Below are 22,839 nucleotides of genomic sequence, written 5' to 3' on the forward strand. Positions count from 1 at the left end.
AATGCCCAAGAATGTCCACGCGGCACATCTTTCCTGGATTCGGCCCCCGATCATCAAGAGCGTCGAGATCGCCAAGGCGTCTATCGACACCTACTTCAAAAAACATGCTGATCTACAGAATCCTCCTCAAGGGGCACAGGCTGAATGGTTTGCCAACCAGAAGAAGGCGATGGCCGATGCATTCCGCAACGTCAGTGAACACGTAGAGTTGATTCACTCTGCGCTGACTGTCTGCGATAGCCCCGGAGGCTCGGCTTTATCGGTTGAAATGCGGGTAGTCTGCACCAGTGTCCAAGAAAAACTCCTCGAAGAGGAGAAGGTGGCCCCCGCAATTCTCGCCATGATGTCCGGCATGATCATGCTGCCAAACTATCTCAAGATGGTCATTGATGGAGCCCCTGATGCTCCTGGCATCCTCTCCAGGCAGATCAATGAAATCCGTGAGGTCAGGGGCGTTCCCTTGCTTGTCGAGGACAGCCTCCCCCCTAGCATGCTCTCATTCGAGTTTGTTGATCCTCCCCGCAAGATTCATAACGTTGACGATGCCCGGCAGCAGGAGGTCTTCTCGACCTCATCTCGTCGCTTCCAGACAGCCTTCAGTTCCTACATTGGGACCCAGAACAAAGGGGCGCTGGCGGACATGCGCCAGGTCCTCCGAGAACTCCAGGAAGTTTCTCATAAGCCGGAAGTGGGCGATTTCTGGTGGGTTGGTGAGTGTCTACTCGAGGCACTTGCCATCGGGGGCCTTCGTAGTGGCGGTAACACCGTCTCCCAGGTCCGCATGCTCTCTGTCGCGGTTCAGAAAATCGGTCTAGGTGGTGAAGAAGCCGCCCTGGAAGTCCTGGGTATCGATCGCTTCAAGTCGTTGCTCTACGTACTGAGCCTAAGTTCAAAAAGCACGCCTAGCATCGAAGCCGCGTTGAGGGTGTTCAATGTCGGGAAGTCAGTCGACACCGACTCGTTGGCAAAGCTTCAGAGCAAGCTCGAATCTACTGAGGCTACAACCATTGCTGACGTCGTCCTGGAGCTGAAGCCTCTTCTGGATGCAGCCATGGTCTCTCTGGGGCGGGCCCTGGGGGCACGCTCTGACGACATCTTCAGTGTCCAGCTGTCTGCATATAGCGCGGCGATGCGTTCAGTAGCGAACGTGTTCTATATGGTGGGCGAGGATGAGCTTGCAGGGGTTGCCAATAAGTCCATCGCACTCGTGGCTGGCAAGGAAGGTATTTCTGCCATCGCTGCCGAGGTGGTAGACGATCTGAAGTCTTACATCCTCTACCTCGACGAGCGCATCAATCTCATCAATGAAAATGACGCGACAAAGGCACTGAACATTGAGGGTGTCGGTGCCGACGTTCTGGACACACTCGTCTCGGAATGTTTGATCGAAGTGGTGAAGACTCGTCGTTCCGTTTCGGTTCACGTAGAAAGTGGCATTGGCCAGGATGAACTGAAGGACGGACTTGCATCTCTCGTCAATACTGCTGCGGCCTTGAAGTTTTCGGGAGCAGAACAGGTTGGTGATTTGCTCGGTGCAGTCTGCTCTGGGATGGTAGGTCTCCTAGATAATGCGGAACTCACGTACAGCCCGGAGCTGGATCTGCTGGCGAAAGCCTTGGTGGCGATTGAGATGTACCTCGAAGCCATCAAATCCAAACTTGAACCTGATCCCGAAAACCTGACGAAGGCAGCTGAAGCTCTCCGCGAACTCGGGATAGATTTCACGGAGGTGGCTCCGGTAACCACCAACGAACTTTTGATTAAATTTGAGGCAGCCCAGGAAGAGGTACGCGAAGACGATGATCCGTTCCTCACCGAGCTTTTCGAGCTGAGGAGCGTCTTCGAAGATAGCTTCACGAGCCTCGACCTGCGTAGTCGTTCGTCCATTGAGCAACTCTACAAGGCTGCAGACCGCCTCTCCATGGCCGCCCGTATGCACGGTCATGAGTCGTTCGGAAAGATCGCCAGTGGTGTTGCTGCCTTCAGCAAAGGCGTAACAAACCGAGCCCTCAAAGAGGATTTCGACCATGCGGAGGAGCATGACTTGCTGCGCTCCGGCGTGGAGATGTGCCTCCGCTGCATGGATGAATACTCTCTCAGGAACAAGGTCTCCTTGTTTGTGAAAGATGTGGCCGATGCACTCATGGCTAAAGCTGATCCGGAAATGCAGTTGGCATACACGTCTCATCCAGAGATACCGGCATCGTCTACTAACGCAACTCATCAGCCTGCAGTCCAGAACAAGCTCGAGCAAGTCGTTGCCGAGCCGGATGCAGTGATACTGGCCCATGAGCAAGAACGGGAAATGCCCGAGGGCGTCGATCCGGTCCTGATCGATATCTTCCGTCAGGAGTTCACCGAGCAATACGCAGCAATGAGTGCGTATCTCAAAAGCGGGCGAAAAGACGTCAACGAAGCGTTTTGCCGTGTCGCTCATACCCTTCATGGAATTTCGTCCAGTGCTGATTGCCTCCCGCTTGCAAGTGCATTTGCAGCCCTAGAGACTCGCCTGTTCCAGTTGAGAAGTGATGAGGCCGAACTGCTCCAGGGTGATGTAGAAGCCCTCCTGGATTTCCTGGCAGATGCTGAACGTTTCCAGCAAGCTTTCCCTTGGAAGACTGAAACTCCCGCACTTCACTCCTGGCTAGAGGTTGTCCAGGCATTGGGGTGCGGAGCGGAAGAGGCTGAGTACGTTGAGGTCGCTCAGGTCACTCCAGTTTCGCATGCTAAACCGGAACCGGATGCTCCGCAGGAAAGTCATCAGCCGGAAAATTTGAACCCAGTTTCGCATGCTAAACCGGGAAACTCTGAAAGCGATGATGTACAAGAGTCCACCACCAAGCATGCGCAGCAGCCTTCTGCCCCGCCGGCGATTGAATACAACCCGGAGATGGCTGAGTTCTATATTGAAGAAGCCGAGGAAGTTCTCCCTCAGCTTCAGCTGAACGTAGACCGCTGGATGGGCCAGATGGATGACCATGACCTGGTTACCACCATCAAGCGGCAGATGCATACTCTGAAGGGCGCTGCAGCGATGGCAGAGGCAGCTTCGATCAGAGAGATTACCCATTACATGGAAAGCCTCTTCGAGAGTCTTTCCCTGTCCATCATTCCTGCATCAGATGACTGCGCCAGGCTGGTCGAGTATGTGTTGGTCGCATTGGATCAAATGACTAGCGCGATGCGTCGCGCTGTCGGGTACGAAGTTCCCTCGGCCCTGATCCGTTGCGTTGAAGCTGCAGTCCAGCATAATCGAGTGGATCTTGGCCTTCTTGCTCAAGAGCCCTGCACAGCCGGCGAGGTCCTCCTTCAAGATATCCAGCTAGAGAAGGTGGCCACCCAAGATGCCAGGGCCGAAACCCTAGAAGCTTGTGAAGCACAATCTATCGCAGAGCTTGAAGAAGAAACGCCTAAGACTGAAGAGTTCGAGCAAGGCATCGTCCATCCTCAGGGTGAGGAAAACTCTTTGGCGGAGGAAGAGTCAGGACACAAAAAGACTCGTCGCAGGTCTCGAGGAAAAGGTGGTGCAAAACGACACGCGGCCCGTATGGCAGCTCACGCTCAACCCGCTCAGGAAGACAGTCTGGTGGTGTCCTCGGAGCCGGAAGACTCAGTCGAGGTCGAGAGTCCAGCTTTGCCCGCCGTCCCGGAAGCTACCCCCGAAGAGTCTGGCAAGTCAGTGCCGGCACCTGTAGCAATTCCCGAACTCGTTGAAGTCCCACCGTCAATTTCTGCCGTTACTGCACAAGAGCAGGAAGTACACCATGAGCCAGAGCGGCAAAGCAGAACTCTTCGCGACTCGGTCGAAGGCATAACCTCTAAATCTGCCCCAACCAAGCCTGTCAGCAGCTCGGTGATTCGCGAGATTCTGGCGAAAGCCCATGACTCCATCCACGGTGTCGGCAGCAAACGTCGAAGCGGTGGTTCGGAAAAAATCAAAGTGGATCAGCGACTACTGGACACTGCAGTCGAGCAGTCCAGCGAGCTGACCGCAGCCCGATATCGCCAACAGGCGCTGCATGCCGAGTTGATGATGATCGTAACCATCATTCGGGAGAAGCTCGAGGCGCAACAGTTGAACCACATGAAGTTCACCAGCGCCCTGCGTCTTCACACAAACCAACCCGTTCCAACCGCCTTGGCCCATCAATCGGCAGGTGATTTTCAGCTTGAGCGATTCAATGATCTTTCAGCTCTCAATGTGACCATGGGGGCTCAACTGGCCCAGACCATCCAAGACGTCGAGGAAATGTTCGCACAGGGCAAGCTGATCAAAGACTCCTACCGTCAACAGGCGGGGCTCATCAGTAGCCTGCAACGAGATCTTCTCGATAGCCGCCTGGTACCGTTCCAAAACATTCGTCCAGCCCTGACCAATCTCATCGAGCGTGAGTCTTCAAAACTAGGGAAGAAAGTAGACACCGTCTTCACCGGTGGCGACGTAATCGTGGACAAAGTCATGCTCGATGCTGTGCGTGATCCACTGGTCCACCTACTCAACAATGCTCTCGACCATGGTATCGAGCCTGAAGCACAGCGGATTGCTCAAGGGAAATCCGCGCATGGCAGCTTGGAGGTAAACGTCTGCCGACGAGCTAAGAACATCGTCATCACTGTCAAGGACGATGGCAAAGGCATCGATACCGCGATGATCAAGGCTAAGGCACTGGAGAAAGGCATCATCAGGCAGGATGATCAACTGACCGAATCGGATCTCCTGAGACTCATCACTCACAATGGGTTCTCTACTGCAGCAAAAGTCTCTCAGCTGTCCGGCCGCGGTGTTGGTATGGACATTGTCGCTACGACGGTAGAAAGCATGGGCGGCCGGCTGGTAATTGAGAGCAAGGTAGGCTGGGGTACGACCTTCACTTTGGAAATGCCATTCACTATCGGCTCGAACCGAGCTCTCATCTGCCGTACGGGCAGTCAATGGTTTGCGATTCCCAGCTACACCATGTACCAGATCATCCAGTGCTCCCGAGCCGATCTGGAAAAACAGCGGTTGGAGAAGGGGAAAGCGGTACTTCATCACGAAGGAAAGTCCTTCGAGGTTGTGCATCTGGCCGACCTTCTTGCGATGCCTGAGATGCGTTCCACTCACGATTTGGACCAGGAGGTCCTGGTCATTCTGTGTCAACAAGGCGAAATGGCTATTGGTATTGAGGTCGACAGCACTGATTCAATGCCCGAGATCCACATCAGGAAGCTGGACGGCATCCTTTCCAAAGTGCGCGGGATCATTGGCGAGACAGAGATGCAAGACGGTTCGCCGGTCTTCGTCATCGATGTCATGGAGCTGGTGAGGCTCAACCTCAAGCGGACAGACACCGGCTTCAAGGTTCGGCAAAACCGTGTCAAGTCTGTGAAACGAGATCTAAAACCGGTCTGCCTCGTCGTTGACGACGCTACGAGTTATCGCAAGCTGTTGCAGAAGCACTTCGAGGCTCGTGGGTATACGGTCATTACTGCCCGCGACGGTCAGGACGCAATGGACATGCTCCCTCTCGAGAGACTCCCCGAAATCGTCATGGTGGACATGGAAATGCCTCGAATGACTGGCTTGGAACTCACAAAGGCACTGCGAGCCCGGGCTGAATTCAATGAGGTACCAATCATCATGCTCACCACTCGCACAAATCTCGAGGACGAGGCCCTGCGAGCTGGCGTAAACGTTTATCTGAACAAGCCGTGCGACAGCATCGCGCTCGATAACGCGATTGCAGAAGTTCGCCCAGAACAAGCATTGCAAGGGTCCGCTGCATGAGAGTCGGTATCATTTCAACTAGCAACGTCCAAGTGGCTCTCATCCAAGAGGTTCTCTCGCCAGTTGTCGGAGAACTCACGGTCTATGACATGAGCCACGTGGAGAATGGAGACCTGTCAGCGACTGGCGTTCACGCACTGATCGTCGACTTCAGCGACGAGGCGATTCTCAACTCAGAAGATGTCCTCGAAATGTTGGGACGAGATGAGCCTGTCTGTGTGCTCAACGAACGTGAGTTGTATTCGATGAGCGCTGCAGAACGTCAGGCCTGGTGCAACAAGCTTGTCGATGAGCTTAAGCGAAGCATCCCCGACCTCGCAGAAAGCCTAGATGCGAGGAAAGCCGAGATTGAATCCCGAAACGCGAACGACACCTGGGTGATCGGCTGTAGCTCTGGCGGGCCTCAAGCTATCCGTGATTTTCTTGGCGAGTTACCCACGTTGCCAGTCAGTATTTTCCTGGTCCAGCACCTCACCGAAGCTGCATTCAACACCTATGTCCAGCGGGTACGCGAATGTACCTCGCGGTGGGAGGTGGTCGCGGCCGAGCATGGCGCCAAGCTTAAGGCCGGTACCATCTTCGTTGTCCCCCGTGACACCACAGTTGAAGTACGAAGCGGGGTGATCCAACTCCGGCCGGTCAAGCCAAACACCTACAGCCCGTCGATTAACAGCGTGATTCGGTCTGTGTTCAGTTCGATTGCAGGGAAGCTTGGAGTGATCATCCTCACCGGGATGGGGGATGACGGTGCCTCGGGAATTCGTGATCTGAAAGGAAAGGCGAAGATCGTTATGGCCCAGGATGCGGAGTCCAGCCAGGCCCGTTCGATGCCTGATGCTGCTAGGGAAACTGGGGCTGTATCCTTCTCGGGTAAACCGGCCGAGCTTGCCCGACATATGTACCGGATGTACGGCATCGGGAATCACTGATCACAAAACAGAAGGCCGCCCAAATTGGCGGCCTTTTCAGTTGGTTTATGCAACCTCTTGATCGTCATCACCAGGAGAGTCGGTGATCACCGCAACACCGGTGATTTTCTGGCTGCGGAGCTTCGCCTCGATCTCATCGCTGACCGCGGGATTCTCCTGCAGATACTGGCAGGCATTCGCCTTGCCTTGGCCGATCTTCTGACCTGCGTAGCTGTACCAAGCCCCCGACTTCTCGATCAAGCCACCAGCTACCCCAAGATCAACAATCTCACCGAGCTTGTTGATACCCTTCCCATAGAGGATTTGGAATTCAGCCTGGCGGAATGGTGGAGAAACTTTGTTCTTCACCACCTTCACCCGGGTTTCGTTCCCGATCTGCTCATCGCCATCTTTCACCGATCCGGTACGACGAATGTCCAGGCGCACAGAGGCGTAGAACTTCAGGGCGTTACCCCCGGTGGTGGTTTCCGGGCTGCCAAACATCACGCCGATCTTCATGCGGATCTGGTTGATGAAGATGACCAGGCAGTTGGCGTTCTTGATGTTGCCGGTGATCTTGCGCAGCGCCTGGGACATCAGGCGGGCCTGCAGGCCGACGTGGGCATCGCCCATCTCGCCTTCGATCTCGGCCTTGGGCACCAGCGCCGCCACGGAGTCGACGATGATCACGTCCACCGCGTTGGAGCGCACCAGCATGTCTGTGATTTCCAGAGCCTGCTCGCCAGTGTCCGGCTGCGAGACCAGCAGGTCGTCAACGTTGACGCCCAGCTTGCCGGCGTAATCCGGGTCTAGCGCGTGCTCGGCGTCGACGAAGGCGCAGGTGGCGCCCTGCCGCTGGGCTTCGGCGATGACCGACAGGGTCAGGGTGGTCTTGCCCGAGGATTCTGGGCCGTAGATTTCTACGATCCGACCTTTCGGCAGGCCCCCGATGCCCAAGGCGATATCCAACCCCATGGAGCCGGTTGGGATTGCCGGAATGGTCTGGCGCTCGTGGTCGCCCATGCGCATTACAGCGCCCTTGCCGAATTGTTTTTCGATCTGGCCCAGTGCCGCCTGAAGGGCCTTGTTCTGTTGCTCATTCATGGAATTTCTCCGTTCTGTGGACGCGGGATGCGTGAGATCAATTTCGGCCGGTTTCAGATGTGCCAGAACCCAAGACTTGTCGAATTGCCTTGGCTTGATCACCAAGGCATTTGCCGAGTGATTGATTGAGCAACTCAAGAGCTCCAGGGTTTGCCCGGTTGATCAGATCGCGCAAAAAGTCCTCCTGCAGATCTTCATCTGCTGGGAAGGACACTGGATCGAAATCAGCGCGAATAATCGTTGCCACGCCCAGCTTGGTCGTTACCTGGATGGTCCGTGGGTCGAGGCGTGTTGCGAACTGGCGAAGAAGGGGAGAGGTGGTGATTTGGAAGCTGTCCATAGATTGGTCCTCATGTGGCACTTGAGACCAATCTATGGATATCTGGATGTGGCAGAAGCGGCTCAACCGCAGATTGTTGGGGAGCAAACCCCCATGATCTCTTCGTACTCCTTGCAGCAGACCACAGGAGTCCACCAAACGAAGGCATACAGCTCCTCAAGGGAGACGGGGTATAGCCTCATGGCTGTGTCCAGGAGAGCGCTACCGGCCTTGAAACCGACGGTTGGCCAGGGTTGAGTTTGCTGCAGCTTCCCAACAGAGAGGGCCGCGCTGAAGGGAAAGGTGCCGATTGTGAAGCCGCTGAGGTGGATTGCTCGGTATGCGGCAATTCCGGCAGCGATCGCCGCGTTGTCGTTATGGGAAGCCATTTGCCGGGGATATAGACCACCCCATTGTCCAATGCAGATCTCCATTCCAGGGATGGAGAATGAGCCAGTGAGCGGATTGCAAATCACTCCCGCAATGGCTTCTGCTGCTGCTATGTCCCGACATCCGGTGTTCCAAGTCGGGTCGAACTCGGTGCTGTAGAGCAGCTTCGGGAAGCAGTTCGGCAGGGCTGAATTGAACGCACTGACGCCCTTTGACACGATAGGGTTGGCCACTGCACCGCACATGTCGAATTTAGAGGTCAGGGAAAAGTTAGTAGTGCGAGCAGCATCAACACCACAAAGCTTGCACGACTGATAGCCCATTGCGATGTCGATCGCCCAGTCCGGCAATTGCCAGATACGGACTGCCATCGATGTGTAATCGTTGTTGTCCGTGCCCACACTGAGTGGGCCACCAATGGGTTGGCCGAGTACCGTATCTCCACCCCCTTTGATCACTTCCACCAACGCTACTGGCTGGTAATGAGAGACGATCAGATGGTCTGGGCAGAAATGGCAGCATGGCCCGAAAATTTTGTACTCGAGGGTGATGGGGTCGATAAAAAGAAGAGTGGCGATGCTGGCACTCATCGCGGCTGCTTCCTGAGTTTTCACCCCAAACCCAATGGCGGCTGCAGCGCTGGCTGCAGCCGACATCTTCACGAAGCGTCGACGGGAGACTTCCAATTCACTCACCTACAGAACAAGGGTTTGGTCTAATAGTGGGTTGGGAGTGCCCCTCAGTTGAGGTTCCAGCACATACCCGGGAAGCCCACACTGACCATCGGCATGCTACCGTCAGCGTCAAACTGGTCATCGCCGTCTGGCGACATCACGTTCACCGTCGGTTCTCCGTCCTGGATGTCGACCATCACCATTACATGCTCTAGGTCGGTACCAGGTTTACGACCCGTGATGTAGACCGCTTCCCGGGATACGTAGGCTGTGAGTCGAGCTCGGAGCCTGTCAGCCCCGAATTGTCCTGCCGCAGGTGCTAGAGCAACCATGGCCCCAGAGACGTTCAAGGCCATGTCATGGCGAACCTCAAATTCAAGGCTCCCTACCCGGGCCTGGCCTTTGGTGCTCCATGCCTCTCCGCGGAATTCATAGGAGCAGTAGCCAGACTCACCAAAAGTCACGGGCTGGTTGAGTCGAGCTTTGAACTGCTCCAGCGCCAGCTTTTCCACTTCTTCTGGGTGGCAGTGACTGGGCACACGCACCTTCACCGTTCCGTTGAGGTTTACCGGTACCTCGATTGTCTGAAACGCATCGTCGTTGTCACGCATAGAACTACTCCTGTGGCTGATGATGCGCATTTTGGAGATGTTCAGGTGTGCCACCAGCGTGACCGAAAAAGAGGCACCCTCGAGACACTATTAGGACAAGGAAAATGAGGATAGAAACGTGGAATCTCAGATTTTGGGCGTCATCGGATCAGTGCTTCTTCTCGGTGCCATAGCCGCCCTATGGATCGGACGACTGAATAGTGCCGCGGGGAAGGCTTCAGCTGGCGAAGAAGCGCATAGCAGTAACCACCATCTGGAGGAAACACTTCCAGCAAAGCCGAAAATCAACATGGTTCCCCATGTATCTGCTACGCCGATTCAGACTTCACCTACAGAGCCTGAACGGGTGATCGAACTGGCGAAAGCGGAAGTACGTGTGGAAGAGCCCGTACTCGTCACCAGGCCCGAGGTGGATTGTGATGATGCAGCTATGAACCTCCAGCTAGCAGACCAGCTACTGGTTGTCGGTGACTTCGAAGGTGTGGCCGAGTACGCCAAGCTCGTCCTTGAGATGGATACCGCATCGGTAAGGCAACGCGATCGAGCTCAGATCCTATTGAGACGAGAGATGGCTCGTTGAAATTTCATCACCGTTACTGCCGCTCGTACATGCCGATCAACTCGAAACGCAATGAATCCTTCATCATCCGTCACATCAAAGCCTGGTGAGCTGCGCCATACGCAGTTCGTCTTCGACACCTGGATCAGACTTGCTCCCACGACTAGGCAGAACTGATCTTCGGCCACCGCGTAACTGTGGGCCAATCGCACATTTGATTCCGGCATTTTCAGAGTGAAGTGGACATCGCCATCATCCATCAAGTCGGCGCCGATGAAGGTGCCAAGAACTCCAAAAGCCTCGATCTCAGCACCGTACAGAGGCAGGCTCAAATTACTCATTCCAAAATCTCCAGCAGGCATTCTGCGTGCTCACTTTCTCTCAGCTTTTTCAGCGCCTCACATTCGATCTGACGTACCCGCTCCTTCGAAACACCCATGATCTCGGAGAGGGTCGCAAGAGTCTGGGCTTCCGCTCCTCCAATACCATAGCGTGCAACCACTACCTGCAGTTCCCGCTGGTTGAGAACGTCCCCGAGCACCTCAGTTATGTAGCCGGCGGCATCCTCCTCCATCACCTCCTCAACAAAGCTGTTGTTCGAGTCCGCGAGCAGATCGTGCATCCCCTCCGCCTCTGAACTGCCACTCTCCTGGAAGGTGGAGTCAATAGACATGGGCTTTCCTACACCCACGAAGTAGAGGAGATTCTCGACGTCATCCATCGAGAGTCCACAAACCTTGCTCAGGTGCTTTTTGGATGCATTCGGTTGCTCCTTCAGAGCAGCTGTAAGCTTGCTCAAGGCTCCATGTGATCCTTCGGGCAAACGGATCAGCTCCTGTTGGGTGAGGTCACGCAGGATCGTTTGACGAATCCAAGTCATGCCCAGTGTCGAAAATTTGAAGCCCATCTCCGGTGCGTACCGGTAGATGCTTCTCACGAGGCCAAGTTGAGCTGCCGAACGGACTTGCTCGAGGTCTGTGGCAAAGCGATACCCAGAGACGATCTGGTCAACCAGGCGCATATTCGCATTGGCAAAGAACCCTACGGTCTCGTGAACAACCCGCTCGGCAGAGTTGAATCCCTCCAAGGCGGCCAGCAGCTGCTCGGCCGGCATATCTGCAGTCGACGCCGCAGAAAGGATGTCCCGCTGCTTTTCAACGATCTCTTGGCGCAGCCGGCGCAACTCTTTCTGAGGATATAGTTTCAACTCGTAGCCCCCAGAGAGCATCAGACCAGGCATCAGCTTGGGTGACGTCCATTTCCCATTGATGATTCTTGCGACCTTGGAACGAGGAAGGCGAACCTCCTCTGAGATGTACTTCACCAGGCCTTTGCAGAGGCTGGACAGCTCCTTGCACTTGGTTCGGAATTCTCCGGCCGCGCGGTTGAGGATGAGGTCGTAGGGCAGGATCTCCAGAACCTTCTTCTGGATTTCGTCTCGGACAGCTGCCACGAACAGATTGTCCTCGAAGCCGGGAAGAGCGAACGCTTTCAGTTCCGCAATCAGGGTCTGGATGGTGTTCAGTTTCTTGCGAAGAATGGATGCAAACTCACTGTCAGGAATTGAGCCCGCGCGAACCCATGCTCCGTCCTGGAAGATCAGTGCGGCGGCCTTATCGACGCTATCGTTCTCGCCAATGGAGTTCCAAATGTCGGTCACCAGCCCTTGGAGAATGCTGGTGTCGCTCGAAATTGCTTTCAGCAGGCTGAGTTGGCCAAGAATGATGCGGTAGCCCAGGGACTGTTCCTGGTTCAGAGAAAGCAAAGCCTTTGGGCCTTCCAAAGAAGGCAGGGCCGGGAGTGAGTTAGGCAACAGGAAGCCCTTACGGGCCTCCTGGTTGACTATGCGGCAATCGAGCTTAGTGTTGGTGCCTTCAGTCAGGTTAGAGCGGTCGGTGTGGCTCATTTCTTGCCCCTTCAGAGGTCCGCCTTACAGGCGAACCGGCATGAGTACGAATTTCTGATGGGGGCAGTCTTTGGCCTTAATGAGCGTGCCAGAAGCAGGGCCGGAATAAAAAAGTTGCAGGTCGGTGCTGGATACAGCTTTGAAAGCTTCCTGTGCGTAGCGACTGTTGAACCCAACATCGAAAGGGGCCGCATCGAAGTCACACGGCAGCAGGTCTTCGGCTTCTGAAAGGGCATCATTCGACACAGAGACGACCTCGACCGTTTGTTGGCAAAACTTGAGGCGGACTGCCTGGGACTTACCATCCGAGAGGAGACTGACACGAGCAACAGCGCTCGTAATCGCATCACGGTTCAAGTTGATCTGTTGACCAGTCTCTGCACGCTCAATGAGAGCGCAGTAGTTAGGGAAGGCCCCGTCGACAAGGCGGGAGGTCATGGTCCCATTGACTGCGGTAAAACTGACCAGATTGCCAGAGTGGGTGATGGTGACGTAGCCGTGGCTGGCAAAACTGGCAACGTCCTCAAGGCATGCAACAGGCAGAATGAACTTCATGGATGAGCTTTTCTCGATCTGGAGTTCTACCATGCCCATTCTGTGTCCGTCGGTGCCCACGAGCGTCAGCTTCCCTTCCGAGGCCTCGAACAGCATCCCGTTCAGGTACTGACGCACATCGTTCCGGGCAACGCAAAATGCGATACCACGGATGCCGTCCCTCAAGGCATGCGACTCGATAGTCAGTGCCGTTTGGACCTGGCCATCGGAATGCAAAGCCTTGGGGAAAGAAGACGCAGGTAGGGTGGCGATGCTGAATCGTGAGCGTCCACAGGTGACAGTGGCTTTCTCCTCGCCCACGGATACAGTCACATCACGATCTACGGGAAGAGAGGAAACGATTTGTTCGAATTTGGATGCCGAGATGCAGACGGAGCCAGCTTCACGAACGATCAGGGTTGGGTCCTGCAGGTGAAGGCTCATCTGCTGGTGGCCATTGTTCGCCGTTACATTGAGGTGGCCATCCTGAACATCGATCAGGAAATTGCCGTTGATATCCCCGGCCTTCTTAGATGCGACACGACCGCACTGTTTGAGAATGGCAGCTAAAGGTGCAGCCTGGACAGTGAACTTCATGGGAGTCTCCTTCTGAAAGATGCTCCCATTTACGTCGATGCGCGGCTGTGCCAGAACCAGTACAGCATGTCCTTTCTGGCTGAAAAACGCCCATACGTGTAGAGGCCAGCTACGGACTGGAATACAGAGAGTTATCCGCCGAGTTATGCACAATTCCTGGGGAAAAAGGTCTAGTGCGAATCGCGGAGGAAGTCAGCTAACCGGCTTGCGACCTCGGTGCGATTGGCTTTGAAACTTGCCTTTTGGGTGAAGCGAGATGCGTCGGCCAGCATAGAAGTGACCATTGCCCGATTCCCGGTGTTTCGGTAGTACCGCGCCACCACCAGATAAGCCCGCAAACGTGCCGAATCAGAGCTGAACTGGTAGAAGTCATCGGGTATGGGGCGGTACCCATCGATGACCTGGCCGACAAGATTGAACAGCTTCAGGTTGTCCGCAGACCTCACCCCTGGAATCCCATCAGCGGCCCTGACCAGGAAATCCCGAGCATCGAGCTTTAACCCCTGCGACAGATAGGTGATTGCCATTTCTGTAGCTGGTTCAACCCCTGTCTCTGGGTCTTTGGCGAAAAAAGCAAGAAGGTGGTTCTGGAGAGCCGAGGATCGCTCCAGATCTCCCTGAGCGAGTAACACCTGCAGCCGAAGAAGCAAGGCATCCATGTAAGCTCGCTCATCGTCTTTGCTTAATACATCCAGGGCTTTACCAAGGGCTTTGTCATCCTTGGCCTCGGAAGAGATCTGCACGATCAGCGAAAGGGCATAGGTACGGGCGTCCTTCCCATCGATCTGTTGGGCGGCGGATAGTGCATTCCGAAATCGTCCCTGCTGAGCTTCTTGGACTGCTGCGGAGGCTTCGTCCCAGTAGAACCTTTTGGCAGTGCAGGAAAACGCCTCTACTGAGGACTGAAGCGATTTCAGAGTCTCTGGGAACTGAGCTCCTGCAATTCGAACCGCAGCGGCGGCTCTCCACATAGCGTCATCACGAATCGTACCGCCAGGAGCTTTCTGTAGGTGGGCCGAAATCAGGTCCGCAAGACATACCTTGTCAGCAGTTTTGTAACAGTACGCAGCGGGCCTATCCGTTACCCAGCGAGGTTGTTCAACCGCGCACCCTCCCATGAGTATGGGGAACAGTATGACTCCCAGATTCCAGGCCTTCACGCTGGCAGCTCGACCTGGTGGGCAACAAGACCGGTTTCGCATGCTAAATCGTATGCTGCTTGAGCAAAGGAAGCTTGGCCATTGGTGCCCAAAAGAAAGACATGGGTGGCCTGGCTGATCGCGTTCTTCGCAAACTCTCCTGCGCTTTGAACCCGAGGAAGAAACCGCAGCGGAATGTAGCGTCGTGCCGCATAAGCAGCAGATCGCATGGATACCCCGCCATCAGCCGAGACGATTACTTCGTCAGGCTGCCGGACGTTGAAGATGTGATCGAGGACCTCATCAAAAGACGAACTCCTCAAGGCATTAGGCGAATCGTCCCCGGCGAGCAAGACTTTTCGCAATGGATCGCCAGAATGAAGCCGCTCGTATATCTCTTGAATCGCCTCATTGACCAGACCCACAGGGCACTCACATCCTGGATGTGTTATGAGCGGCACCATTGCATCTTTGTGCTGTACCAGTTGCATCCAGAGCCCTGCGCGGACCATTGGTGCTTTGATCTCATCCCAGTCCGGTCGGCGGACACCCTGGGTGATTCCTGCTGTTTCGAGGATGAAGTCATCGCGGTCCTCGATACTCAGAATGTACCGACGGTAGCCCTCGTCCAAACCGCGGAATTTCTCAGCCTCAATGAAGTGCATGAGAGAGAGATAGGTCTCCACTTGCCGGCCTTCGCTGCACATATAACCTTGAAACGGTCTGTGCTCGTATGGGTCGAAGATTGGCGGTGTTTCAAAATCCATCATTGACCATCCCCTTCAAACGATGAAGTCGTTCCCGAAAGCCCTGGACACCTGCTGCCGTCGGGTACTGCTGACACATATCCTCCGCTCGTTCCATGAGCTGTTCCAGCCGAAACGAACCGCTGAAATCTCCCCGGACTCTCTGATCCACATGCCGCAGCCATACTCCTCGGTCGCTAGGCGATAGGGCATCAGGCTGGTACCTACCAAGCATCCGGTTACCGAGATCCCGAAGTCGGCGGTCAGTGCCAGTTAAGAGGAGGTCCTGCCAGGAATTGAACCCCGAAGAATGCAGCTGGCGCATTAGGTCGAGGTCAGTTGAAGGGAAATCACCCGCCCACATTCGGTGGTCAACGTCTGCGGGCTGTGCGTTTAGCTGCAGCACTGGTTCATCCCGCAATCTGGCCACCAGGTGTTTCGCTGATGTCAGGCGCTGGATGTTCGCCTTCACTGCGGAGACATTGATGCCCAGGCGCTTAGCATCATCCGGTCGAATTGCGCTCAGCGGGGCCACGAAGGGAATTCGGGACATACTGATGTGGAAAAGCGGCGCGGAGCGGTCCCCTTTGTTTGCCCTAGACAAATGCTGGAGTGACTCCGTGGAGTCTGAGCATAAGCTTGAAAGGTCAGCCTCTAAGTCCACCATGCAGATCAGGTCGGGATAACTCACGTCAGCTGCCACTGGCATAGCGAGGATTGCGCCACGATTGTCGGGGAGCGAGGGGTGGACCATCACCACAGGCTTCACACTCCGCAGGTCCCAGACTTCACCCCCATCAAGGCCCAAGAGTGCCTTGATCTGGGAAGGAGAGCTGACTGTGACGGCATGGTGGAGAAGCTTCGGGCTCGCTTCCGAGATTTTGGAAAGAACCTCTTTGACCCGAAGTGCCCGGTTCTCAGTGCCGAGTCCCGCGTCCCACATGAGGAACTGGTAGAGGCCGGCTGCTCCACCAGTAAGCGTCTCAACATCCCAAGGGCATTCTCCTGGACGGATCAGGAGAATTGCTCGAAGTAGTACATCCAGATCGAGGAAGTGGGCAGTGTCAGGTACGCCCAGGCAGGGGTACGGGAGCAGATTCCGGTAAAAGGATGCTCGAATGAATGGATCGTGCCTTGTCGTTGATCCAAAGGCTATATGGAGAGTGTTTGGTCGGGTGAAATCCGCGAAGACCCTCCTGGCCCACTCTACTTCGCTGCAACCCTGGTCGAACGCCAGTAGGGCCAAGTCACTATTCATCACAACATCAGGATCGAGGTATACGTCGTCTCGGAGCTTGATGTTGGTAGTTGAGAGGTCTACCGATCCTCGGGCTGGATAGACCGCCGAGTCAAAGCGAATAACCTGGCCCTCGGTTGGAGAGCGCCCGGCAGTGACTGTGTCGTAGAAGTGTATGGTTGGCATGAGTTCTTCACCTGGTTCGCCCTAATAGTGGGGACCAGGTGCCCCTGAACTGGCTGCCATGGTTCATCATCGAGTAGAAGCTCCGACCAAGGCCTTCGCTGGAATGCTGGAATCTGCTCGATATACTCGGGAGGAGTTAGTTAAAGAGGTGGCACGAGTTGAATGGTGGCGGTTCCATTGCCCTGGTTTGCCTGGATGGCCGAGTGCATATTGCCTCGGTGCAGGCGGATGTGCTTGCGGCGAATTCAGTTGCAATCTGCGGGGATGAACTGGAGGGTTCCCCTGAGATTGCCTATGTGGACACTGGCGACCTACCCCACCTTCACACGTTCACAATCTGCCCTCGCTGTACTACGGCGTATTTGCGCTCAGGATATCGGGAGCGGGTACTTGCCGCGCTCCCGGATCAGCCTGCCGACGTATCACCACAGGCTGCGCTGGAGGCCATGTATGTCTCCCACAACCAGCTCACACTTTTCTGAGTTTCGATACCTTCCCTTTCTTGCCTGTTGCCTTCGTCTGTTTTGGCGCAGGAGGAGGGAAGGGGTAACTCATCTGCTCTCCTGTGCCCAAGTTCAGCACAAGCCAATGCTTGGACGTTTCACCAGTACGCAGTAACTCCCACACGATGCCCATCCCTGCCGTGGTCACCGCACGGTTCACAAGGCAGTCCTGAGTACGAATGGACTCGGCTGCTGAGCAAGATTTGGTGTGGTCATCTTCCAACGATGGAATTTCCGGGTAGGCGTCGAGGACATTCGGGAATCGGTCGCGCATGACTTTGTTGATACCACCGAAAACCACCTGACCATGACGGTGTCCATTCCCGAGGTCGAGCCACATGCAGTTATGTTTGACCGCTTCGCAGGCGCCGATGGCCACACGGGCCGAGGGTAGGTCTACTGCTGAAATGATGAGATCAGCATTGCCGATAGCGTCATCAGTTGCGCGAGAGGGGAAGCGATAGGGGAGTCCCTCCCATTTCATCCCCAGCATCAGGTTGTATCGATTGGCCAGACTGATTGCTTTGTACTGGCCGAGGTCGCAAGGCCAGAAACGCTGACGTACAAGATTCGGTTCGCGTACAACGGAGTCGTCGATGATGGTGACATGCAGGCCATGCTTGTGCCCGAGCGAAATCATGGCGTGATGGAACTGGGCGAGGCAATCCACTACTTCGCTGCCGTTCCCACCAGCCCCGATGACGACAATTCGTGGCGCGCTCGACAGCCATGAGTCTGGAGTCTTGAAGCTGATGGTTTCCGGGATCAAATTCTGAACGGCCCCCATGACTCAACCCTCCCCATTGATTGCTGCTTTTAGGGTCAGAGGCTTACCTTTGACTTCCGAGAGCTTGAGGCAACGGTCAGGGAACTTCTTCGCTTGCTTGGCTGAAAGGTCGCGGTAGAACTGCACCAACTCTTTGAAGTCCTTGATACCCTTTAGGGGGATAACCCCTCCGCCGTGGGTATTCGTGCTCTCCAAGACAAAACGCTGCCAGATGGGGATGTTCTCGATCAGGATTTCTCGCGGCAGATTGACGTTACCTGAGCAGAATGTACCGTTGTTATAGGTGTTGCCCAGCGGAGCGAAGTGCAGTTCAGTTTCCGGCGTCGGACGGCTCTTGCCTTTGTAGGCATAGCAGCGCAGCACGCCGCCAGCCAAGTAAATGAGGCCGGGGATTGGTGCTTTGATAATCTCGCCACGGAACGGGATTTCCAGCACCTGGGGAGCGGTGTACCACACCAATTTGTTGCGGCCCCGCACCAGCAGGTTCTCAGGCAGGAACTCGATGCTGGGTTCTTCTTCACGAAGGAGGTCGATCAGCACCTCCTTGTCCAGGCTCGAAAAGGCTCGGCCAGCACCAAGGGTGAAGGTTTTCCCCCCCTCCAGTGGCAGGACCTCATGGCTGGTGATATCCAGTCGATGGGTCTCGACGTGGCGATGGATGAGCATGGCGCGGCATTCGACTTTTTCACTGAGCATGTTCGTTCCTTAGAGAGCTTGGGTGAGGCGGCTAAGCAGCGATACGCACTGCTTGGTTTTGTCCAGTATCGTCACGGTCTGCTGTGCCAGAAGCTCTCCATCCAGTGGAAGCGCCAAATGCAGATCGCCCACACCGCTCACCCGGTCATCGAATCCGTTGCAGGCTTCATCTTCGAGCGAGCTGTACTCACCATGAATCGTCACAACCAGCGTCTCGAACACACCTACCCCTTCCTCCGCTGAACCCTGAAGGTCGTGCTCACTGATTGCTCGACTGCCCTCTACTGCGTACCGATGGCAAAGCTCAAATGCTTCCTTGATCACTTCCAGAACAGGCTTGAACGGGCTGCCTGCGTTGATCGAATCCTGAACCTGTTCAATCAACTCTTGAATTTCGACTGGGTGGTTGGAGTCCTGCTCATGCGTCAAGGTGAAATGGGTGCGTCGAGTCAGGTTGTCCAATTCTTTCAACTGATACGCGACCCCCTCGATGTAGTCTTCATCGCGGTCGTCACCTTCGATCCCCATGGGCCATGCTTCAAAGGGGAATTGATCCTCTGGTGTCTCCAGCAGGTAAGCGGTCAATTCTTCAGGGGAGGAGTTCTGAATGCGTTCTTTGATCGCACCATATGCGTCCGCCAACCCATGATTGTCGTAGCTGTAAACGCCCATGAAGCTGGATGGCGTGTGGAAATGAACAAGGTACGTGGACATGGCGTCCAGTGCTTTGAAAAGGAAGACTGCTACCTCACGGAATTCCTCGCAGTCCTCTGCTGGCAAGGTCAACTCGTACCGGTTGAAATACTTGGCACTGATGATGAACTTCGCCCCCTGAACGCCGAGGTAGAGCCAATCCTTTACATCCGGGCAATCGGCAGTAGCCAGATCAACAAGGCTTTGCTCGACCTTCTGTATGAGGTGGTAGGCACAGTTGGGGCCGAGGGCGACCAAGTCCTCTACCGACTCAGCAGTGAAGAGTCCTGCTTCGATGCACGCCAGCGTGGTTTGCGCTGCGGGTTGGAGTTCGTACGCTGGGGTTCCAATGAGCTTGGTACGTCGCTTGACTCCAGGAATCAGCCCGACCTTTGAGAACCCAATTCGGGATTCAATGGCCCCGATCACCTCGTTGGTGACCAGGTGCAAGCCATAGTCGTTTGGATAGGCGTTGAGCCAATCCAACTCCTTGTCACTGATCAGGCCGCCTTCATGCGCATCAAGACAGAAGGCAGCATGGCTCTTGCGATCTACAAGGTGGCTGTATTCGCCAAAAGCGCGGCTATGGGCCTCCCGCATGGCCGTGGTGACCTGCGGGAGAGCCAGAGGGCTCAGCGCGGAACTTGGGAATTGATAGTTCCGGGAGAAGCTGGAGAGTTCAAGAGCGCCCATAGCCGCCTCAACTGTTCGTTGGATAGATCGTGGTCGGGGTTGGTCGGGACGGAGCGGGCGGAGGAATCTCCGTCCGCCCACGCCATGAGGGTGGAGAGGGCGTCCTTAACCCTTGTCTCCGAAGCTGGCTTCACGGAATTCATAGACATAGCGGTCGCCCTCAGAGATAGGTTCAACAATCTTGGCGCCTACCAGTCGTGGGAACTGGCGGCTGTAGTGCTTCAGCACGTCGCTCGGCTCCATGCTCGGATCGGGATCGTCCAAGTCGCGCCCGGCATAACGGAACACTCGGTCCAGGGTGACGATTGCGATGCTCATCGTGTCGCTCCTCAGAATCGTTCAGCGAGATTGGCGAAGGGGGCGGGAGCCGCCGCTTGGGACGGAGCTGGGGAGGCGGACGGCTTGGTTGCCGGCTCAGAGCCACTTTCCAGATCGGAATCGTCGCTATCGTCCTCTGCTGCAGCGCTGTTCCCTTTCGCGGCGGTGGGTGCGCTAGGAGCAGGCTTCGATGCTTGCACTGCCGCCTCGCTCAGCTTGCGGATTTCGTCCAGGGCGGACATGCCGTGGTTCACTACTTCCGCATGACTGCGGACACGCTCGAACAGCGCGGTTTCCACTTCTTCCGGGGTGCCCGACAGCATCATCGGCTTGGCGATGGCTGCGCGCAGTTTGATCTCGGCTTCGGAAGCCTTTGCAGGGGTGGGGCCGATGTTTGCACTCAGCACCACTTTCACACGGCCTCCTTCGAGGCCGGAGACGTCGATGTTGATGCGTTTGTTGCTGTCGGTCAGCGCCTGGCTGATAGCGGTGAAGAAGGTGTTCATTTGAGCGGCTCCTTGGTTTCGATGAGGTTATTGTTAGGCCGAGCGACGTGTGCCAGAACCGGCCTGAACAGAAATCTCAAATGCTTCGGGGAGATACCCGGCCCAAGAGAATTCTTTGAATTCCAGTACCGCTTTGATCAGGGTGTCTGTTTTCTCGGTCGAGAGCTTGACGAAAGCCTTGTCGCCGTGGACCTCGTTGTACTTCGCCTCGAATCCCGAGCGCTTGCAGTCCGCGATAATTCCCGCTTTCACCAGAGATTTGAGGTAGTTCTCGCTCATCTGGAAATGTTCAACCGGCTGCATGCCTTCATGTTTGATGTAGGCAATCGACTGACTACCCGGCAGCGACTTCTCGAAAGAGTCGGCGCTATCGTTACGGAAGGTGGTGCAGGAGGCGAGATTGGTCAGCAGCTCCAGCAGCTCTGATTCCTCCAGCTTGGCCAGTTCTACCTCCACATTGCAGCGGCTGCTGTCCAGCATGGCTTCAGGCATGCCCAGCTTCTTCTTGATCCGGTTGGCCAGCTCGTGAGGCAAGCTGCTGCGCATCTCCAGGTACATGCTGACGACGGCGATGGCCAAGGCGAGCCTGCGATTGCCTTGAACTGCCTTGGAACCCATTTGGCCATAGAGGTTGAATGCCTCACGGCGAATGGACTTTTTCAACGCCTGCGGTTGTGCAGGCTTGTCCTTGCTCTTGCCCGCAGCTTGTTTCGATGCCGGAGTGGTGGCCGAGGCAGTTTTGGACAGCGGTTCAGTCGAGCGATTGTTAGCCGGCTCATGGGGGTTTTGCTGCCCAGCCGCTTCTGCGAGTGCGGCCTTGTAGGCTTCACGCATGTCCTTGTTGCAGTTACGGTCGAAGCAGTAGCCTCCTGCAACGGTCCCTTCGTGACCCGCTGTGGTACTCACGACGGCCCCATAGTTGGAGCAGGACAGGCAGGCCGTGATCTGGCTATCACCAACGCCATTCGGCCCTTTCGCTTCCAGTTGGACATAGCCGTCCTTTGGCAGTGTCAGGTCGGTATGCACTACCCCGAACTCGTCACGGGCCTCGATGAGTTTGACCTCGATCAGTTGGCTAGCTTTCTGATTCCAGCAGGTGGCGTTCTGGCATTTGGCACCGGCTACTGAGGTATCGAACAGGTCCACGTAAGCAGCCGAGTTGTGGCGGCATGACGCGCAGTCCTTGGTATCGAAGCGAGCGGACGAGATATCGCGGGCAATCGTAAAGAGACGGTCCTGGGTGTCTTTAACCGTCAGGTTTTGATCGATGATCTTGGCCAGGATGGGCGCCTGCTCGCTTTCCACCAGACGGCACAGCAATTCAGCGTGGCCGATCTTAATTTGACCTTGCAGCAGAGCATCGCGGACTTCCGGGCAGGCGCGGGAAAGCATGATCCGACTATCGAGGCGGGTACGGGACCAGCCAAGCAGCTTCATCACCTCCGCGTGATCGTTGCCACAGTCAGCCAGAACAACAACGGCATGCTGTGCTTCTTCAATCGGGGTCAAATCCGCACGTTGCATGTTCTCGATGGCCGCGATGATCCGTGCTTGAGCCTCAGTGAGGTCACGGATGATCGCTGGGATTGTCAGGAGTTCCAGATCGACGGAAGCCTGCCAGCGGGTGTTGCCTGCGACTACCTCATAGTCGAACTCGGGCTCATCAACCGGGCGGATGATGATCGGCTGCTGTACCCCATGCTGACGGATGCTCTCTTTGATCTGAGAGTAGAGAGCGGTGTTCCGGCCCTTACGGGGATCGACTGTAGGGTTGCGGCGAATGCGGGCAACAGCTACATGCTGCATATCGGCCTGTTCTGCGGAGGCTGCGTCTTGGGTGGGGATGTGCTGAATCACGGCGGTCATGGTGAGTGCCTCTGTGTGTTTGCGATGGGCAAACTTTCAGGGGTATCGGTGTGTGGCAGAACCGGGCCGCAATTATTTTCCGCAGGGCAGGGCCTAGCGG

The 22,839-nt window shown here is 55.7% G+C and carries 19 protein-coding genes; 3 read left to right on the forward strand and 16 right to left on the reverse strand.

What is annotated here, in order from left to right:
• The first annotated feature begins 1 nt into the window (after nt 1).
• Nucleotides 2-5,767: a response regulator gene (locus tag VQ067_RS31180; RefSeq protein WP_010792601.1), complete on the forward strand. Its 5,766-nt coding sequence runs from the start codon at nt 2-4 to the stop codon at nt 5,765-5,767.
• A gap of 89 nt (nt 5,768-5,856) precedes the next feature.
• Complete coding sequence (locus tag VQ067_RS31185) at nt 5,857-6,696, forward strand: chemotaxis protein CheB (protein ID WP_223198329.1); 840 nt, start codon at nt 5,857-5,859, stop codon at nt 6,694-6,696.
• 45 nt (nt 6,697-6,741) lie between these two features.
• Here VQ067_RS31185 and recA read toward each other — a convergent pair whose 3' ends face one another.
• The 4 genes from recA to VQ067_RS31205 form a co-directional block, all read right to left on the reverse strand.
• Nucleotides 6,742-7,779, reverse strand: a complete 1,038-nt coding sequence (recA, locus tag VQ067_RS31190; protein WP_096246657.1) for a recombinase RecA — start codon at nt 7,777-7,779, stop codon at nt 6,742-6,744.
• 37 nt (nt 7,780-7,816) lie between these two features.
• Nucleotides 7,817-8,119, reverse strand: a complete 303-nt coding sequence (locus VQ067_RS31195; RefSeq protein ID WP_021018432.1) for a hypothetical protein — start codon at nt 8,117-8,119, stop codon at nt 7,817-7,819.
• Between the two features lie 62 nt (nt 8,120-8,181).
• The gene (locus VQ067_RS31200; protein WP_079278433.1) at nt 8,182-9,144 is read right to left on the reverse strand and encodes a TraU family protein; all 963 of its coding nucleotides are present in this window, start codon (nt 9,142-9,144) and stop codon (nt 8,182-8,184) included.
• A gap of 83 nt (nt 9,145-9,227) precedes the next feature.
• Complete coding sequence (locus tag VQ067_RS31205; RefSeq protein WP_010792605.1) at nt 9,228-9,773, reverse strand: hypothetical protein; 546 nt, start codon at nt 9,771-9,773, stop codon at nt 9,228-9,230.
• Between the two features lie 118 nt (nt 9,774-9,891).
• On the opposite strand from VQ067_RS31205, the gene VQ067_RS31210 reads away from it, so the two are divergent.
• Nucleotides 9,892-10,353, forward strand: a complete 462-nt coding sequence (locus tag VQ067_RS31210; RefSeq protein ID WP_021018435.1) for a hypothetical protein — start codon at nt 9,892-9,894, stop codon at nt 10,351-10,353.
• Here the strand turns inward: VQ067_RS31210 and VQ067_RS31215 are convergent.
• From VQ067_RS31215 to VQ067_RS31270, 12 genes are all read right to left on the reverse strand, one after another.
• A complete protein-coding gene (locus VQ067_RS31215; RefSeq protein WP_019437341.1) occupies nt 10,320-10,673 on the reverse strand; it encodes a hypothetical protein in 354 nt (117 codons plus the stop codon). The two genes, VQ067_RS31210 and VQ067_RS31215, sit on opposite strands and share 34 nt — an antisense overlap.
• The gene (locus VQ067_RS31220) at nt 10,670-12,238 is read right to left on the reverse strand and encodes a sigma factor-like helix-turn-helix DNA-binding protein (RefSeq protein ID WP_010792606.1); all 1,569 of its coding nucleotides are present in this window, start codon (nt 12,236-12,238) and stop codon (nt 10,670-10,672) included. The genes VQ067_RS31215 and VQ067_RS31220 overlap by 4 nt, the downstream gene beginning before the upstream one ends.
• 24 nt (nt 12,239-12,262) lie before the next feature.
• Complete coding sequence (gene dnaN, locus VQ067_RS31225; RefSeq protein ID WP_043312592.1) at nt 12,263-13,369, reverse strand: DNA polymerase III subunit beta; 1,107 nt, start codon at nt 13,367-13,369, stop codon at nt 12,263-12,265.
• Between the two features lie 170 nt (nt 13,370-13,539).
• Nucleotides 13,540-14,340 (reverse strand): hypothetical protein, encoded by an 801-nt coding sequence (locus tag VQ067_RS31230; RefSeq protein ID WP_038405152.1) that lies wholly within the window; start codon nt 14,338-14,340, stop codon nt 13,540-13,542.
• Nucleotides 14,341-14,525: 185 nt separating this feature from the next.
• A complete protein-coding gene (locus VQ067_RS31235) occupies nt 14,526-15,278 on the reverse strand; it encodes a hypothetical protein (protein WP_010792609.1) in 753 nt (250 codons plus the stop codon).
• Complete coding sequence (locus VQ067_RS31240) at nt 15,265-16,677, reverse strand: hypothetical protein (protein ID WP_010792610.1); 1,413 nt, start codon at nt 16,675-16,677, stop codon at nt 15,265-15,267. The genes VQ067_RS31235 and VQ067_RS31240 overlap by 14 nt, the downstream gene beginning before the upstream one ends.
• A gap of 468 nt (nt 16,678-17,145) precedes the next feature.
• Nucleotides 17,146-17,967: a PRTRC system ThiF family protein gene (locus VQ067_RS31245; RefSeq protein ID WP_010792611.1), complete on the reverse strand. Its 822-nt coding sequence runs from the start codon at nt 17,965-17,967 to the stop codon at nt 17,146-17,148.
• 3 nt (nt 17,968-17,970) lie between these two features.
• On the reverse strand, nt 17,971-18,663 hold the full coding sequence (locus VQ067_RS31250; protein WP_010792612.1) for a PRTRC system protein B: 693 nt from the start codon (nt 18,661-18,663) through the stop codon (nt 17,971-17,973).
• A gap of 9 nt (nt 18,664-18,672) precedes the next feature.
• Complete coding sequence (locus tag VQ067_RS31255) at nt 18,673-20,049, reverse strand: hypothetical protein (RefSeq protein ID WP_010792613.1); 1,377 nt, start codon at nt 20,047-20,049, stop codon at nt 18,673-18,675.
• A 105-nt stretch (nt 20,050-20,154) separates the two neighbouring features.
• Entirely contained in the window at nt 20,155-20,367 is a 213-nt protein-coding gene (locus VQ067_RS31260) for a PRTRC system protein C (protein ID WP_010792614.1), read from the reverse strand.
• An 11-nt stretch (nt 20,368-20,378) separates the two neighbouring features.
• A complete protein-coding gene (locus VQ067_RS31265; protein WP_010792615.1) occupies nt 20,379-20,873 on the reverse strand; it encodes a PRTRC system protein E in 495 nt (164 codons plus the stop codon).
• A 33-nt stretch (nt 20,874-20,906) separates the two neighbouring features.
• Nucleotides 20,907-22,739 (reverse strand): PRTRC system ParB family protein, encoded by a 1,833-nt coding sequence (locus VQ067_RS31270; RefSeq protein WP_340080969.1) that lies wholly within the window; start codon nt 22,737-22,739, stop codon nt 20,907-20,909.
• Nucleotides 22,740-22,839 lie beyond the last annotated feature (100 nt).

It is taken from the genome of Pseudomonas sp. KBN12P06040, assembly GCF_037574965.1.
GTDB classification, from domain to species: Bacteria; Pseudomonadota; Gammaproteobacteria; order Pseudomonadales; family Pseudomonadaceae; genus Pseudomonas; species Pseudomonas aeruginosa.